Here is a 14,765-nt window from a genome sequence, read left to right as displayed (position 1 = left end):
GAACCCGTGAAGACCTTCACCCTGCCCGGGACGGAGCTCACCGTCCCGAACGTCGTCCTGGGCCTCATGCGCATCCAGGAGAAGACCGACGAGGAGGTGCGCACCCTGGTCAAGACGGCCCGCGACGCCGGCATCTCGTTCTTCGACCACGCCGACGTCTACGGCTCGGCCCTGCACGGCTGCGAGACCCGGTTCGCCGAGGCCATGCAGCTCACGTCGTCGGAGCGCGAGCAGATCGTGCTGCAGACCAAGGCCGGCATCGTGCGCGAGGGGCCGTACTTCGACTACTCGTACGAGCATCTGGTCGAGTCGGTCGAGGGCTCGCTGGCCGCGCTCGGCACCGACTACATCGACATCCTGCTGCTGCACCGGCCGGACGCCCTCGTGGAGCCGGACGAGGTGGCGCGCGCGTTCGACGAGCTGTCGGCGTCGGGCAAGGTACGGGCGTTCGGCGTCTCCAACCACACGCCGGGCCAGATCGAGCTGCTGCGCAAGTCCGTGACGCAGCCGCTCGTGGCCAACCAGCTCCAGCTCTCGGTGACGCACGCGCCGCTCGTGGCGCAGGGCGTGGCCGCGAACATGCAGGGCCTGGACCAGTCGATCAGCCGCGACTCCGGCACGCTCGACTACTGCCGCCTGCACGACATCACCGTGCAGGCCTGGTCGCCGTTCCAGGCCGGGTTCTTCAACGGCGTCTTCCTCGGCTCGCCGGACTACCCCGAGCTGAACGCCGTGATCGACCGCCTGGCGAAGAAGTACGACGTGCCGGCCATCGCGATCGCCACGGCGTGGATCACGCGCCACCCCGCGCAGATGCAGGTGGTGCTCGGCACCACCAACCCGGAGCGGGTCGCGGGCGCCGCGCTCGGCTCCGAGGTGCCGCTGACGCGCGCCGAGTGGTACGAGATGTTCCGGACGGCGGGCTACACGGTCCCGTGACCCGCTGACGCGGGCGCCGTCTGAGGCAGGCAGGTGAGAACGTGACCCCGGGGTGTGTTGCTCTGCGTAGACAACTTCTACGCAGAGCAACACACCCCGTCGCTCACCGCGTCTCCCGGGTGAACTTCCCCCTGACCGCCCCCTTTCCTTCTCCGCGCCCGGCGGCTCTGCCAGGGTGTGCGGCATGACCAAGACCGCACCGGGCCGGCGAGCCGAGGCGCGCGGCCGTACGCGCGCCGCCTCCCTGGCCGCCGTGCTGCTGCTGGCCCTGTCCGGGCTGGCCGCCCTGCCGGCAGGCCTCTTCTCCCCCGAGTACCACAGCGACAGCTGGGCGGTGGCCGCCGCCGCCGGCCCGGCGTCCGTGCTGCCCACCCTGGTACTCGTGGCAGCCTCGGTGACCTACGGATCAACGATCTTCCTGCTGCTGACCACCGCTCTGGCCACGCTGCACCTGGTGGCCCTGGCCGTGCTCGCGTCGGCTGCCGCGAACGGCCCGCAGGACCCTCAGGTCTTTCTGTCCGGCCCCGTCGTGCTCGGTCTGGCGCTGGTGGGCGTCGCGCTGGCCTGGTGGGACGGCACTCGCGCGGACCGGCGGCCGGCGATCGCGCTCCTGGCGGTCACCCTGGCCCCCGTGCTCGGCCTGCTGGTCGACGCACGGCAGGCCGGAGACGGTCCGTGGCAGATCATCGGTATCGGCATCCTGGTGCTCCAGCAGGTCCCGGTGATCCTCACGGTCCTGGCGGCGGGGCTCGTGTGCCTGCCGGGCCGGGGAGCGCGGCTCGGCGGCGCGGCGCTCATCGCACTCTCGGGGGCGGGTCTCCTGTGGGCCGACTCCATCCTGTCTCCGGCGACGCCGCTTTCCGGGCTGCGTCTCGCGGCGATCTCGGCCGCCGTCGTGTGCGCGCTCGTCGCGGCGGCCCAGGCCCCGGGGCCCGCCGACCACGACGAGCTCGACGAGACCGACATCGCACCGCCCGCCGCACCCCCGGTCGCCACGCCCGCGCCCACGCCCACGACCGTGTTGCCCGTCAGGCGCCTGTCCACGGTCGCCCTCGCCATCCTCGTGCTCGCGGTCGCGGTGCAGGTCCCGGAGCTGTTCGCGCAGGGCCCCGGCATCCGTCCCGGGCTCGCGGGCCCGGGCCCGCTGGTGGGCCTCCTGGTCGACGCCGCGTTGCCGGCGGCGCTGACGCTGACGGCCGGCGCGGTGACCCTCAGGACGCGCGGCGTTCTCGTCGTGGCGAGTGCCTGCTCGGCCGGGCTCGCGGTCGCCCTGGCAGTGAGCCGGATGACGACGGGCGGCGGGCTCGCCCTTCACGACCTGCTGCCGTTCGTCGTGCTGGGCCTGGCCCTCGCGCTCGCGTGGGCCACCGTGCCCGGGCCAGGACGGAGTGACCGCGCGGCGCTCCGTTGGGCCGCTGTGGCGCTCCTCGGCCTCACGGCGTCACCGTTGGCGCTCCTTGTCGACCCCGCCGTCGACCTGGCCTACCTGAGCCGGTACCTGCTGTCGTACCCGCTGGCCGGTGCCGGGCCCGTGGTCGCCGCCGCCCTGCTCGGCGTCCCGCGCCGCGGTACCCGGGTGGCGGCGGCGGTGCTGCTCAGCGTGCTCGCGCTGGTCGGCGTCGGCTTCCTGTTGGACGACGCCTCAGGGCTCCGACTTGCCGCCGCGCTGGACCTGGTCCGGATCTGCGGCTACGGCCTGGCCGCCGTGCTGGCGGCCGCGGCCGCCCTGCCTCGCCGGGACGAGACGGGGCAGCCGGTGCCGGTCGGCGGCTAGGCCCGGGGCGCCACGTTGTGGTTCGACGCGAACAGGTTGCCCGGGTCATAGGCCCGCTTGACCTCGCGGAGCCGGGCCAGCGTCGCCTCGGGGTAGGCGTTGCGGACGTCCTGGTCCGTGGCCGTGCCCATGAAGTTGACGTAGCCGCGCCCGCGCACGCCCAGGGCCTCGGCGGCCGAGGCCACCCAGGCCGTGGTCGCGGGCAGCGCCTCCGGCGCCATCGCGGTACCGCCGACCGAGACCATGAACGCCGGGTCCCGGTGCGCGAAGGCCGTAGCGGCCGGGTCGACCCGCGAGATCGCGCCTCCCATCGGCCGGATGTTGACCGCGGACGGCCCGCTCGCCCCGGCCACCGCCTCGATCGCGGCGGCGGCCCAGTCCTCGCCGGGCGCCCAGACGCCCTCGCCGAGGAACCCGGTCCGCACGTCGCCGACGCCGCCCGCCGGCGGCCCGCCCGGCCCCTCGAACAGCGCCGTGTACGGGATCTCTCGGACGCCGTCGAGCAGCGTGCCCAGCGCTCGCAGCGGCCCGAACACCTCGGCCGCGTCCTCCGCCGAGCCCGAGTGGCACAACAGCGCCATGAGCACCGGCTTGCCGTGCAGCTCGGCCGGGATCATCGGCACGGGCGGCGCCAGCATCACGTTCACCATGCCCGAGAACTCCTCCGGCCCCTCGGCGAACGCCCGCAGGACCGTGGCGAGCCTCGCCGGGGTGGGTTCCCACATCATCATGCCGCCCGTGACCGTGCCGACCTCGCGCAGCCGCAGGTCCAGTCGCGTGACGACACCGAAGTTTCCGCCGCCGCCGCGCAGCGCCCAGTAGAGGTCGGGGTTGTTGTCGGCGTCGGCCTGGACCACCTTGCCGTCCGCCAGGACGACCTCGGCACCCAGCAGGTTGTCGACCGTGAGCCCGTCGCGCCGGCTGAGGTAGCCGATCCCGCCGCCGAGGGAGATGCCCCCGACGCCGACGGTCGCCGTGTCGCCGAACCCGGTGGCCAGGCCGTGTGCGCCGGCCGCGGCCGTGTACGCGCCCGCGAGCACGCCGCCATGCGCGCGCCCGACGCCGGCCGCGGTGTCGATCTCGACGCCGTCCAGGAGCCGCAGGTCGAGCACGAGCCCGCCGTCGACCAGGGCGTGCCGTGCCTGGTGGTGCCCGCCGCTGCGGACCGCGAGCGGCAGGCCCGCGTCCCGCGCGACCGCGAGCGCCGTCACGACCTCGTCGGTGGTCCGGACGCGCGCGACGGCGGCCGGGGTGAGCGGCGGGCCGCCCACGAACACTGCCGCCGTGTCGGCGAACGTGTCCGCCGAGGGGGTGAGGAGGCGGTCGCCGAGCGCGGCCGCCAGCGGTGCGAGGGCTTCGTCGAGCGCCTCGGGTGAGGTGCCTGTGGTGCCGGGGGTTTCCTGCGTGGCCATCGTCGAGCCTCCGTCTGAGGTGCCGAAACTTCCAGGCCGCCAACGTTAGGCATCTAAGGATTAGGCGTCAATGCATTTCGGTGACGGTCGAACTACCCTTCGTCCATGCAACCAAGCGGGCGGGCGGACGGCGATCCAGGCGACACCGCACAGGGGGTGAACCCGGGTCCGGTCCCCGTCGCGGTCGCGATGTGGCAGTCCGTGCACCGCGTGATGCGGGCGTTCGACGCGCACCTCTCGGAGCAGGGCGCGACCTGGCAGGTCTGGCACATCCTGCTCGCCGTACAGCAGGGCACACCCGCCACCCAGCGCGAGCTGGCGCACGCCGTCGGCATCCGGGAGGCCACCCTCACGCACCACCTGCGCGGCATGGAGGACAGGGGGCTGATCGTCCGCAGCCGCCAGGAGAACAACCGGCGCGTGCAGCACATCGAGGTCACCGAGGCGGGCGAGGCGCTCTTCCGCCGGCTCAAGACGCAGGCGATCGAGTTCGACCGGACCCTGCGGGACGCGATCGGCCCCGGCGAGGACGACGTCGGGGCGTTCTTCGCGACGCTCACCCGCCTTGCCGACTCCGTACCTGACGGCGGGCGCGACATCCTGCCGGAGGGCTGGCCGGGCAACCGCCGGGAATAAAACACCCGGTGACCGGGAATAGGCGGTGCCCCGGGCAACCTTGTAGGTGTCGTGCAGCACACCCCGGAACCCCAGGCATGACCGCGACGTCCACCACCACCGACACGCGGCTCGGCCTGCGCGGCGACCGTGGTCCCATCCTCGGCGCGCTCATGCTCGCCACGGCGCTGGTGGCGCTCGACGCCACGATCCTCGCCACGGCCTCGACCACGATCGCGCGCGAGCTGGGCGCGTTCGAGCAGGTCCCCTGGCTCTTCTCCGCGTACACGCTGGCCCAGGCCGTGACCGTGCCGCTGTACGGGCGGCTGGCCGACGTGTTCGGCCGCAAGCGCGTGATCCTCGTCGGCATCGCGTTGTTCGTGCTCGGGTCGGTCCTGTGCGCCGTGGCCTGGAGCATGCCGGCCCTGATCTGGTTCCGGGTGCTGCAGGGCCTGGGCGCGGGCGCGATCCTGCCGATGTCCATGACGATCACGAGCGACATCTACACGCTCGCCGAGCGCGCCAGGACGCAGGGTTACATGGCCAGCGTGTGGGCGGTCTCCTCGGTGCTCGGCCCGACGCTGGGCGGCGTGTTCAGCCAGTTCGTGAGCTGGCGCTGGATCTTCTGGGTCAACGTGCCGATCGGGGCCGTGGCCCTGTTCGCGATCTGGCGCAAGTTCCACGAGAAGGAGCGCGACGGCGCCCGCGAGCCCGTCGACTACGTGGGCGCCGTCCTGCTCACGGGTGGCAGCACGCTGCTCGTGCTCGGGCTGCTGGAGGGCGGCCACGCCTGGGGCTGGGCCTCCGCGCAGTCGATCGCGATCTTCGTCGCCGCGGTGGCGCTGCTGGTCGCGTTCGCCCTGGCCGCGCGCCGCAACCCGCACCCCATCTTCGACCTGCGGCTGCTGCGCCGCCGCGTGGTGGGCGCGTCGACGGCGGCGTCGCTGATGGTCGGCGTCATCACGCTCGGCCTGTCCACCTACATCCCGATCTACGCGCAGGGTGTGCTCGGCGTCGGACCGCTGGTGGCCGGGTTCGCGCTGGCCGCGCTCACGCTCGGCTGGCCCATCGCGGCCACCCTGTCGGGACGTGTCTACCTCGCGATCGGCTTCCGCTGGACCAGCACCATCGGCTCGGTGGTCGTGCTGGCGGGGGCGCTGCTCACCCTCCTGCTCGACGCCGACGCCGCCGTCTGGCAAATCTCGGCCGCCGTGTTCGTGATCGGGCTGGGCATGGGCCTGGTGGCCGTGCCGACCCTGCTCGCCGCCCAGCACAGCGTGGGCTGGGGCGAGCGCGGGGCGGTGACCGCCACCAACATGTTCGCCCGGTCGATCGGGCAGGCCGTCGGCGTCGCAGCGCTCGGCGCGGTGGTCAACGCCCTGACCGTCGTCGGCGCGGACGGCACGCCCGAGGGGGCCGGGCTCGCGCACGCGATGCACCTGGTCTTCTGGTGCGTCGTGGCCTGCGCCGCGGTGATGATCGTGACGGTGCTGCTGCTCCCCCGCGACAACCCGAAGGTCACACAGTCCGTGTAACGGTTACGCGGTCGGCGTGACCGCGAAGCCCTCCCGGACTCCGTCGAGCACGTCCTGCACGTGCTTGCGGAACCCGGGGCAGGTCGCGATGTCGTGCGCGCGGCACTGCAGCGCGTGCTCCGTCATCGCGCGGGACGCCGCCATGTCGGCCATCCGGCGGTCCAGGTCCGCGATGTGCGCCTCCAGGACCTGGTGCCGGTCGTACGCCCCGGCGTCGAGCATGACCCGCACCTGCTCCAGGCTCATGCCCGCCGCCTTGCTGCGCACGATGACGCCCACCCGCACGACGTCGTCGCGCCCGTAGCGCCGCCGCCCGGCGCCGTCGCGCGCGGGCCGCAGCAGGTCCTCGTCCTCCCAGTAGCGCAGCACATGGGTCTCCAGCCCGAACCGACGGGCCGTCTCGCCGACCGACCAGGTCTCGCTTGACTTCATGTCAACATGAAGTCACATCCTGGGGTGGTACCGCAAGACGTCCCGGGAAACGGAGCCCTGCCATGTCTGCCACACCCCCACTGAACTCCTACGACGCCGTCGTGATCGGCGGCGGTCCCGCCGGGCTGCAGGCCGCCCTCACCCTCGGCCGCATGCACCGGCGCGTGCTGCTGCTCGACTCCGGCGAGTACCGCAACGCCACCGCCGAGCACATGCACAACGTGGTGACCAACGACGGCCGGCCCCCGGCGGAGTTCCGCACCGTGGCCCGCGGCGAGCTCGCCGCCTACGCGACGGTGACCGTCCGAGAGGGCGCCGCGACCGCCGTCGTATCCGACGGGGCCGGGTTCCGGGTCGAGGTGGGCGGCGAGCACCTGACCACCCGCGGCGTCGTGCTCGCGACCGGCCTGCGCGACACCCTGCCCTCGATCCCCGGGCTGCAACCGCTGTTCGGCACCGTCGCGGCCGTGTGCCCCTACTGCCACGGGCACGAGCTCAGCGGCAGGCCCGTCGCCGTCCTCGGCAGCGGCCCGCACGTCGCCCGGGTCGCGTTCCTGCTGGAACGCATCGCGAGCCGCCTGACCGTCCTGGCCGACGGCGGCGACCTCGACGCCGACACCCGCGCCCTCCTGGCCGACGGCGGGGTGGCCGTGCGGCCCGAGCCCGTCAAGGAGCTCGTGCCCACGGCCGACGGCGCCCGCGTCGTCCTCGCGGACGGGCCGGACGAGGAGGTGGGCGGCATCTTCGTGGCCGCCGAGTTCGGTCAGCGGGCGCCGTTCGCGGAGCAGCTCGGGCTGACGCTGCTGCCGTCGGGTGCCGTCGAGGTCGACGCGATGGCCCGCACCAGCCTGCCCGGCGTGTTCGCGGCCGGCGACATGGCGCACACCGCGGCGATGCCGGGGCCGATGGCGTCGGTGCTCATGGCGGCGGCGTCGGGCCAGCTCGCGGCGGTGTCCCTGGACGCGGACCTCCTGGGCAGGGACCACCCTGCGCCGACGCCGGCCTGACCCGCTGCGGGTCGGCACTCCCCTGACCCCGAACCTGCCAGTTCGGCAGTCTGCATCGAGATCGGTCCAGCGCTGGACCGATCTCGATGCAGACTGCCGACCTCAGAATCAGCGTGCAAGGAGAGTGGCGACCTCAGCAGCCGACCCGGCCCTCATGCGCTCTCGCGCAGCGCCCTGCGCTCGCTCTCGATCGCGAGCAGCTCGGCGAACGCCGCGTTGTAGGCGCTCTCGTCGGACGGGTCCAGGCGCTGCAGGCGGCTGCGCGCGTCGTCGACCCGGCGCTTGAGGCCCAGGTCGACGACGCGCCGCACCAGGCCCTCGACGAACGCCGCGACGGCCGCTTCCCGGTCCTCCGGCAGGGACGCGACCGAGAGCTGCGTGACCACGATCGCCACCGACTCGGGGGACTGCTCCAGGACGGCGGCGACCCACTGCGCGGCCGACAGCTCGCGCCCGACGGCCACACCCCCGGCCGCCCGGATCGCCGCGTGCACCGCGCGCCAGGCCGGCACCGCGAACGCGTCCTCGCCGAGCTCGTCGAACGACGCCGGCACGTGCTGCGGGTACTGGAGCACCGCCACGAGCGCGAGCCGCTCGTCGCGCGCCACCGGGTCGCGCGGGTCCGGCGCGGGCAGCTGCGCCACCTGCGCAGGGCGGCCCCCACCGGGGGCACCGGCCACCGGCGTCGCCCCCGACGGTGGCCGGGCGCCGTCCGGCCGGTCCGCCGGGCGGCGCTGCGACGGCGTCGACGCCGCGCGTGCCACCTCGCGGCGCACCTCCTCGATCTCCGTGCCGATCCAGCCTGCGACCTGGCGCACGTAGCCGTCGCGCTGGCTGCGGTCGCGGATGCCGACGATCTCCGGCGCGGCCGCCCGCACCGCGAGCACGCGGCCCTCGACCGTGTTGAGGTCGTACTGCTTGAGCTTGGCCTGGATGACGAACGCGAACAGCGGCTTGCGGCCGTCGACCAGCGCGCGCACCGCCTCCGGGCCCTTGGCCATGCGCAGGTCGCAGGGGTCCATCCCGCCGTCGGCCACGGCCACGTACGTCTGCGCGAAGAACCGCTGGTCCTCGCCGTAGGCGCGCTCGGCGGCCTTCTGGCCCGCCGCGTCGCCGTCGAACGTGAAGATGATCTCGCCGCCCACGGTGCCGCCCGACGCGAGCTGCATGCCGCCGCCCGCCGTCGTGTCACCCAGCAGGCGCCGCACCACCTTGGCGTGGTCGCCGCCGAACGCCGTACCGCAGGTGGCCACCGCCGTCGTCACACCCGACAGGTGCGCCGCCATGACGTCCGTGTACCCCTCGACCACCACCACGCGCTTGCCCTTGGCGATCTCCCGCTTGGCCAGGTCGATCCCGTACAGCACGTGCGACTTCTTGTAGAGGCTCGTCTCGGGGGTGTTCAGGTACTTGGGGCCCTGGTCGTCCTCGAACAGGCGCCGCGCGCCGAACCCGATGACCGCGCCCGTCACGTCCCGGATGGGCCACATGACACGCCCGCGGAACCGGTCGTAGATACCGCGCTGCCCCTGCGACATCAGGCCGCTGGCCACCAGCTCCGCCTGCGTGAACCCGCGGCCCTGGAGGTGGCGCTGCAACGAGTCCCAGCCCTTGGGCGCGAAGCCCACGCCGAACCGCTCGGCGTCGGACCGGTCGAAGCTGCGCTCCGCCAGGAACGCGCGCGCCGCCGTCGCGTCAGGCCCCATGAGCTGTTCCGCGTAGAAGTCCGCGGCCACCCGGTGCGCCTCCAGCAGGCGCTGGCGCTTGCCCGGCTCCTCCCGCGGACGGGCGTTGCCGCCCTCCTCGTAGCGCAGCGTCACGCCCGTCTTGCCCGCGAGGTACTCGATGGCCTCGGTGAAGCTCAGCCCGTCCATCTTCATGACGAACTCGATGACGTCGCCGCCCTCGCCACAACCGAAGCAGTGGTACCGGCCCACGCTGGGCCGCACGTTGAAGCTGGGGCTGCGCTCGTCGTGGAAGGGGCACAGGCCCACCAGCGCGCCCACCCCGGCAGGCTTGAGGGTCACGTGCGCCGAGACGATCTCGTCGATCCGCGCTCGTTCGCGGACCTGGTCCACATCCTCACGTCTGATCAGCCCGGCCACGCTCCGAAGTCTATGCTCGCGCGGCGGGCTACGACGCCGTCGTCCACACCCCCGGCACGGTCAGGCGCGCAGGCCCGCGACGAGGAGCCCGACCAGGCGGCGCGCGTCATAGCGGGGATTGGTCCCGGCGCCCGCACAGAGGCCCCCGACCCCGCGCATCAGTTCGTAGGCGTCCTGCCCGGGCCGGATCTCGCCGGACGACGCCGCGGCGTCGAGCAGGCGCGCGCACACCGGCTCCAGCCGCTCGACGAAGTAGGTGTGCAGCGGGTCGTAGCACGGGTCGTCGGACTGCAGCACCGTGGCCAGCCCCTGCTTGGTCACCACGAAGTCGACGAAGGCGTCCATCCAGCCACCCAGCGCCGCATACGGCGTCGCGCTGCTCGCCAGGAGCGCCGGGCCGGCCTCGGCAAGATCCTCGACCTGATGTCGGTAGACGGCGACGATGAGGTCCGCCCGCGTCGGGAAATGGCGGTAGATCGTGGCCGTCCCGACGCCGGCCCGGAACGCGATGTCCCGGATCGGAGCCTCCACACCCGAGGTGACGAAGACCGCTGCGGCGGCGTCGAGCAGCGCCTTCTCGTTGCGTCGCGCGTCCGCCCGCTTGGGCCTGGCCACACGCACCGCCTCCAGCTCGCTGTCACTCACCACGGCTTCCCTCCAGCACCTCGTTGATAAACGGGACAGTGTCCCGTATGTTTAATCGGGACGCTGTCCCGGTTAAACATGATGCCAGATCAGCGTTCTCACGACCAGAACGAGAGAGGGGCTGCGGGTCGGCCAGACGTCGCCACCGTCGTCGACCGCCCGCCGGCCCCGCCGGAGAGGAAGTTCGTTCCATGACCACATCAGAGACAGCAGCACCGGAGACCGCGGCGACGGGCGGCAGCACAGGAGACCTCGTCGTCTCGGCCTACCCCGTGACGCTGGACGCACCAGGCCGCGGCGTGGACCTCCAGGTCAAGGTCTCGGCCCCGGCGACCGGGCGGAACCTGCCGGTCGTCGTCCTGTCGCACGGATTCGGCTCGTCGCTGCACGGCTACGGCCCGCTGGCCGACTTCTGGGCCGCGCACGGGTTCGCGGTGATCCAGCCGACCCACCTCGACTCCAGGACCCTCGGCCTCGCGCAGGACGACCCCCGCAGGCCACGGTTCTGGCGTCATCGGGTCGACGACATGAAGCGCGTCCTCGATCACCTCGACGTCCTGGAAGCCGCCGTGCCCGGCCTCGCCGGGCGCCTCGACCGGGACCGTATCGCCGCGGCGGGGCACTCCTTCGGCGGCCAGACGGCGGGCATCCTGCTGGGCCTGCGGGTCGGCGACCCGGACGGCGGGCCCGAGGGCAGCGGCCCGGAGGGCACGAAGGCTGAGGACCTGTCCGACCCGCGCATCAAGGCCGGCGTGCTGTTCGCCACGGCCGGCCGGGGCGGGGCGGACCTGACGCCGTACGCCGCCGAGAACTTCCCGTGGTTGCGGAACCCGAGCTTCGCCGAGATGTCGACGCAGGCCCTGGTGGTCGCCGGCGACCACGACGAGCTCCCGCTGAGCGTCCGCGGGCCGGACTGGACGACCGACCCGTACTTTCTCAGCCCGGGGACCAAGACCCTGCTCACCCTGTTCGGGGCGGAGCACTCACTGGGCGGGATCGGCGGCTACGCGATCAGCGAGACCACCGACGAGCACCCCGAGCGCGTGGCCCTGATCCAGCGGCTCACCTGGGCCTACCTGCGTGACGCGCTCGGTATCGAGGGATCGAGCTGGGCGGCGGCCCGCGCGGACCTGGCGACGAGCAGCAACCCGCTGGGCCGGATCGAGTCGCGCTAGGGCGACCTGCTCAGGCGCCGAGCGCCGCCGCGCAGCTCCGCGCGTACTCGCCCGGCGCGACACCCACCGCGCGCACGAATTCCCCGGTGAAGTGCGCCTGGTCGTAGTAGCCGACGGCGGCCGCGAGCCCCGCCAGGTCCAGGGCCGGGTCACGACCCAGCAGCTCTGCGGCGAGGTGCACCCGGTGCCGCCGCAGCACCCACTTGGGACTCACCCCGACCCAGTCGGCGAACAGGCGCTGCAGCGAGCGCGGCGTGGTGCCGAGCCCGGTCGCGAGCGCCGCGACGGTGCTGCCGGGCACGGCGTCGGCGATGGCTGCGAACGCCTCACGGAGCGCGGCCAGCGCAGCAGTGGACCGCGGCGTCCGGGCCCGTTCTGCGGCGGCCTGGAGCAACGGGGTGACGGTCCGGACGGCGGCGTCGGGCTGCCCGGCCGAGGCCTGCGCGAGCGCCTCGGCGCAGGTGCGTGGCGCCGTCGGGCCGAGGAACGCGGCCGGCCCGACGGCGCCGCGCTCGCCCGCGTGCGCGAGCCCGAGCAGGGCGCGGTAGCCGCCGGGGCGCAGCTTGGTGCCGACCACGGCGCCGGTCCCGGACAGGGTGCGCCGGTCGACCGGCGCGAGCGGCATGGCGTAGGCGAGATAGCCCGTGCGCTCCGCGACCACCTGGCCCACCGGGTGCGGCAGGACGTTCTGCGTGAACGTGACGCCGGGCGGCAGGTCCCAGGTGATCACCCAGTGCCAGTCCACGAGGTCGGCGAGGTCGGGCGCGGGCTCGACGCGGGCCAGCGCGAACCGGTCGCGCGCCCGCACGGGGTTCACGATGCCGAGCGTGGGACCGGACTCCAGGGCGCTGCCCGCAGCGCTTCCGGCTGAGACTCCGGCCGAGAGCGCGCCCGCCGAGATCTCGCCGTCGAACACCTGTCGCATTCTTCCAAGACTGGCACACCCGGGACGCGCGAGCATCGGTCACATGAAGAACTCAGCCCTGCACCCCAACATCGCCGTGTCCGACGCCCGGGCCGCCATCGCGTTCTACGAGGCCGCGCTGGGCGCCGAGACGCTCGACGTGATCACCGCCGGCGACGCCGTGATCCACTCCGACCTGATCCTGCGGTCCGCCGCGGGCGAGTCCACGTTCACCGTGGCCGGCGCTTTCCCGCCCGACTCGGCGGCTCCCGAGCCGGGCGCGCCGACGCACGCGAGCTTCACGATCCCGGTCGAGGACACCGACACCGCCTACGCGCGTGCGATCGAGGCCGGCGCAAGCAGCGTGGCCGAGCCGGCCGACTGGTTCGAGGGGTTCCGGCAGGCCGCGGTGCGCTGCCCGTTCGGGCACCGCTGGTACTTCGTGACGGTCGCGGAGTCGGTCACGCCCGACGACGTCCAGCGCGCCAGCGACGCCTGGGTCGCGGCCCGCGACTGACGGCCGTCTGACACGCTCCCTGATGCGGTTTGCCGGGCTAGCGCGGTTCGGTACGCTTTGCCCCGACTCAGGGAGGAACAGAAGCACCATGGGAATCAGGTATCGCAAGCGGCTGTCGTTCGGGCCGCTCAAGTTCAACATCACGCAGCGGGGCCTGTCGTCGATGAGCTTCAAGGTGGGTCCCTGGACCTGGAACTCCAAGACCAAGAAGCACTCGATCAACCTCCCCGGCGGACTGAGCTGGTACAGCAACAACAAGTGACGCGGCGCGGCGGAGGCAGTGCCCTGCCTCCGCCGGCGACGGCCCGTCGACCGAGGCCACGGAGCCGCGTGATTCCGGGATTCCCGGCCGCGTGGCTAGAGTGGCCAGCGTGGAGCAAGCCCCCGGGAAGAGCATCCCGCCGTCGTACAGCGCGCAGGACGTCGAGCGCTGGGTGACCGAACCGCCCAAGTCGCGGGCCCGGACCCCGTTCGAACGCGACCGCGGGCGCGTGGTGCACTCCTCCGCGCTGCGCCGGCTCGGCGCCAAGACCCAGGTGCTCGGCGCCGGCCACGACGACTTCGTGCGCACGCGCCTGACCCACTCCCTCGAGGTGGCCCAGGTGGGCCGCGGCATGGGGCGCTCGCTCGGCTGCGACCCCGACGTCGTCGACACCGCCTGCCTCACGCACGACCTGGGGCACCCGCCCTTCGGGCACAACGGCGAGACCGCCCTGGCCGAGATCGCCGAGCCGATCGGCGGCTTCGAGGGCAACGCGCAGACCCTGCGCCTGCTGACCCGGCTGGAACCCAAGGTGATCGGGTTCGACGGCGTGCCCGCCGGCCTCAACCTGACCCGCGCCAGCCTCGACGCGAGCGTCAAGTACCCGTGGGCGTACGGCGCGGGCCCGGCCCGGCCGGACGGCACGGCGAGCCGCAAGTTCGGCGTCTACCCCGACGACGCGCCCGTGTTCACCTGGCTGCGCAAGGACGCGCCCGACGGCGTCAAGTGCCTGGAGGCGCAGGTCATGGACCTCGCCGACGACATCAGCTACTCCGTGCACGACGTCGAGGACGGCGTCGTGGCGGGCCGCGTCGACCTGGACCTCATGGCCGACGCCGAGGAGCGGGCGCGCGTGGCCGAGTACGTCCGGTCCTGGTACGGCGAGTGGTACCGGGCCGACGCGATCGACGCCGCCATCGGCCGGCTGCAGGAGTACCTGCGCGGCGAGGGCCACCTGGTACGGGCCTTCGACGGGTCGCGCGGCTCGCTGGCCTCGCTGAAGGACATGACGAGCCAGCTCATCGGCCGGTTCATCGGAGCCGCGATCGACGCGACCCGCGCCGAGTACGGCGACGGCGCGCTGACGCGCTACGCCGCGCGGCTCGTGGTGCCCGACGAGATCGAGCACGAGATCCTCGCCCTGAAGGGCATCGCGGTGGCCTACGTGATGGCGCCCAGGGGCCAGGAGCCCCGCTACCTGCGGGAGCGGGAGATCCTGACCGACCTGGTGCGCGTGCTCGCCGACCGCGGGCCCGACGAGCTGGAGCCGCCGCTCGCCGCGGACTGGCGCGCGGCACCCGACGACGCCGCGCGCCTGCGCGTGGTGGTGGACCAGGTCGCCTCGCTGACGGACCTGTCGGCGATCGCGCTGCACCGGCGGCTGGTCAGCCCCTAGGCTCATCCGCCAACCGTGGACCGGCTCATAGGGTGCCCGTGACCCCA

General features: G+C 73.4%; 14 protein-coding genes. 9 read left to right on the top strand and 5 right to left on the bottom strand.

Annotated elements, in window-relative coordinates:
• Positions 1–6 precede the first annotated feature (6 nt).
• Both ACH47X_RS21280 and ACH47X_RS21275 read left to right on the top strand, forming a co-directional pair.
• Positions 7–939: an aldo/keto reductase gene (locus ACH47X_RS21280; RefSeq protein ID WP_020014011.1), complete on the top strand. Its 933-nt coding sequence runs from the start codon at positions 7–9 to the stop codon at positions 937–939.
• 184 nt (positions 940–1,123) lie between these two features.
• Complete coding sequence (locus ACH47X_RS21275) at positions 1,124–2,713, top strand: hypothetical protein (RefSeq protein WP_397406713.1); 1,590 nt, start codon at positions 1,124–1,126, stop codon at positions 2,711–2,713.
• Here the strand turns inward: ACH47X_RS21275 and ACH47X_RS21270 are convergent.
• Complete coding sequence (locus tag ACH47X_RS21270) at positions 2,710–4,125, bottom strand: FAD-binding oxidoreductase (RefSeq protein ID WP_397406711.1); 1,416 nt, start codon at positions 4,123–4,125, stop codon at positions 2,710–2,712. The two genes, ACH47X_RS21275 and ACH47X_RS21270, sit on opposite strands and share 4 nt — an antisense overlap.
• Before the next feature lie 105 nt (positions 4,126–4,230).
• On the opposite strand from ACH47X_RS21270, the gene ACH47X_RS21265 reads away from it, so the two are divergent.
• Positions 4,231–4,761, top strand: a complete 531-nt coding sequence (locus ACH47X_RS21265) for a MarR family winged helix-turn-helix transcriptional regulator (RefSeq protein WP_397406710.1) — start codon at positions 4,231–4,233, stop codon at positions 4,759–4,761.
• Positions 4,762–4,838: 77 nt separating this feature from the next.
• On the top strand, positions 4,839–6,275 hold the full coding sequence (locus tag ACH47X_RS21260) for an MDR family MFS transporter (RefSeq protein ID WP_397406708.1): 1,437 nt from the start codon (positions 4,839–4,841) through the stop codon (positions 6,273–6,275).
• Between the two features lie 3 nt (positions 6,276–6,278).
• Here the strand turns inward: ACH47X_RS21260 and ACH47X_RS21255 are convergent, their stop codons facing one another.
• Positions 6,279–6,707 carry a helix-turn-helix domain-containing protein gene (locus ACH47X_RS21255; protein ID WP_020014006.1) on the bottom strand — a complete coding sequence of 143 codons (429 nt, stop codon included), beginning with the start codon at positions 6,705–6,707 and terminating at the stop codon, positions 6,279–6,281.
• 62 nt (positions 6,708–6,769) lie between these two features.
• On the opposite strand from ACH47X_RS21255, the gene ACH47X_RS21250 reads away from it, so the two are divergent.
• Positions 6,770–7,714: an NAD(P)/FAD-dependent oxidoreductase gene (locus ACH47X_RS21250; RefSeq protein WP_397406706.1), complete on the top strand. Its 945-nt coding sequence runs from the start codon at positions 6,770–6,772 to the stop codon at positions 7,712–7,714.
• A 152-nt stretch (positions 7,715–7,866) separates the two neighbouring features.
• Here ACH47X_RS21250 and dnaG read toward each other — a convergent pair whose 3' ends face one another.
• Both dnaG and ACH47X_RS21240 read right to left on the bottom strand, forming a co-directional pair.
• Positions 7,867–9,819 carry a DNA primase gene (dnaG, locus tag ACH47X_RS21245; RefSeq protein ID WP_397406704.1) on the bottom strand — a complete coding sequence of 651 codons (1,953 nt, stop codon included), beginning with the start codon at positions 9,817–9,819 and terminating at the stop codon, positions 7,867–7,869.
• 60 nt (positions 9,820–9,879) lie between these two features.
• On the bottom strand, positions 9,880–10,464 hold the full coding sequence (locus ACH47X_RS21240; protein ID WP_397406702.1) for a TetR/AcrR family transcriptional regulator: 585 nt from the start codon (positions 10,462–10,464) through the stop codon (positions 9,880–9,882).
• Positions 10,465–10,655: 191 nt separating this feature from the next.
• Between ACH47X_RS21240 and ACH47X_RS21235 the strand changes: the two genes are divergently transcribed.
• Complete coding sequence (locus ACH47X_RS21235) at positions 10,656–11,639, top strand: alpha/beta hydrolase family protein (protein ID WP_397406701.1); 984 nt, start codon at positions 10,656–10,658, stop codon at positions 11,637–11,639.
• A gap of 10 nt (positions 11,640–11,649) precedes the next feature.
• Here ACH47X_RS21235 and ACH47X_RS21230 read toward each other — a convergent pair whose 3' ends face one another.
• Positions 11,650–12,564 carry a helix-turn-helix domain-containing protein gene (locus ACH47X_RS21230; protein WP_397406699.1) on the bottom strand — a complete coding sequence of 305 codons (915 nt, stop codon included), beginning with the start codon at positions 12,562–12,564 and terminating at the stop codon, positions 11,650–11,652.
• Positions 12,565–12,607: 43 nt separating this feature from the next.
• Here ACH47X_RS21230 and ACH47X_RS21225 point away from each other — a divergent pair, with 43 nt between their 5' ends.
• From ACH47X_RS21225 to ACH47X_RS21215, 3 genes are all read left to right on the top strand, one after another.
• Positions 12,608–13,060 carry a VOC family protein gene (locus ACH47X_RS21225; protein ID WP_397406697.1) on the top strand — a complete coding sequence of 151 codons (453 nt, stop codon included), beginning with the start codon at positions 12,608–12,610 and terminating at the stop codon, positions 13,058–13,060.
• Positions 13,061–13,148: 88 nt separating this feature from the next.
• A complete protein-coding gene (locus tag ACH47X_RS21220; protein ID WP_020014001.1) occupies positions 13,149–13,322 on the top strand; it encodes a DUF4236 domain-containing protein in 174 nt (57 codons plus the stop codon).
• 100 nt (positions 13,323–13,422) lie between these two features.
• Positions 13,423–14,718: a deoxyguanosinetriphosphate triphosphohydrolase gene (locus tag ACH47X_RS21215; protein WP_397406776.1), complete on the top strand. Its 1,296-nt coding sequence runs from the start codon at positions 13,423–13,425 to the stop codon at positions 14,716–14,718.
• Positions 14,719–14,765: the final 47 nt, after the last annotated feature.

The organism is Promicromonospora kroppenstedtii, assembly GCF_044389675.1.
Lineage (GTDB): Bacteria > Actinomycetota > Actinomycetes > Actinomycetales > Cellulomonadaceae > Promicromonospora > Promicromonospora kroppenstedtii.
The sequence above is the reverse complement of the archived record's forward strand: the minus strand, read 5'-3'. Positions and strand labels throughout refer to the sequence as shown.

Coding starts and splice junctions, on each gene's coding strand:
- ACH47X_RS21275 (WP_397406713.1), top strand. CDS start 1,124: ATGACCAAGACCGCACCGGGCCGGCGAGCCGAGGCGCGCGGCCGTACG.
- ACH47X_RS21270 (WP_397406711.1), bottom strand. CDS start 4,125: ATGGCCACGCAGGAAACCCCCGGCACCACAGGCACCTCACCCGAGGCG.
- ACH47X_RS21265 (WP_397406710.1), top strand. CDS start 4,231: ATGCAACCAAGCGGGCGGGCGGACGGCGATCCAGGCGACACCGCACAG.
- ACH47X_RS21260 (WP_397406708.1), top strand. CDS start 4,839: ATGACCGCGACGTCCACCACCACCGACACGCGGCTCGGCCTGCGCGGC.
- ACH47X_RS21255 (WP_020014006.1), bottom strand. CDS start 6,707: ATGAAGTCAAGCGAGACCTGGTCGGTCGGCGAGACGGCCCGTCGGTTC.
- ACH47X_RS21250 (WP_397406706.1), top strand. CDS start 6,770: ATGTCTGCCACACCCCCACTGAACTCCTACGACGCCGTCGTGATCGGC.
- ACH47X_RS21235 (WP_397406701.1), top strand. CDS start 10,656: ATGACCACATCAGAGACAGCAGCACCGGAGACCGCGGCGACGGGCGGC.
- ACH47X_RS21230 (WP_397406699.1), bottom strand. CDS start 12,564: ATGCGACAGGTGTTCGACGGCGAGATCTCGGCGGGCGCGCTCTCGGCC.
- ACH47X_RS21225 (WP_397406697.1), top strand. CDS start 12,608: ATGAAGAACTCAGCCCTGCACCCCAACATCGCCGTGTCCGACGCCCGG.
- ACH47X_RS21220 (WP_020014001.1), top strand. CDS start 13,149: ATGGGAATCAGGTATCGCAAGCGGCTGTCGTTCGGGCCGCTCAAGTTC.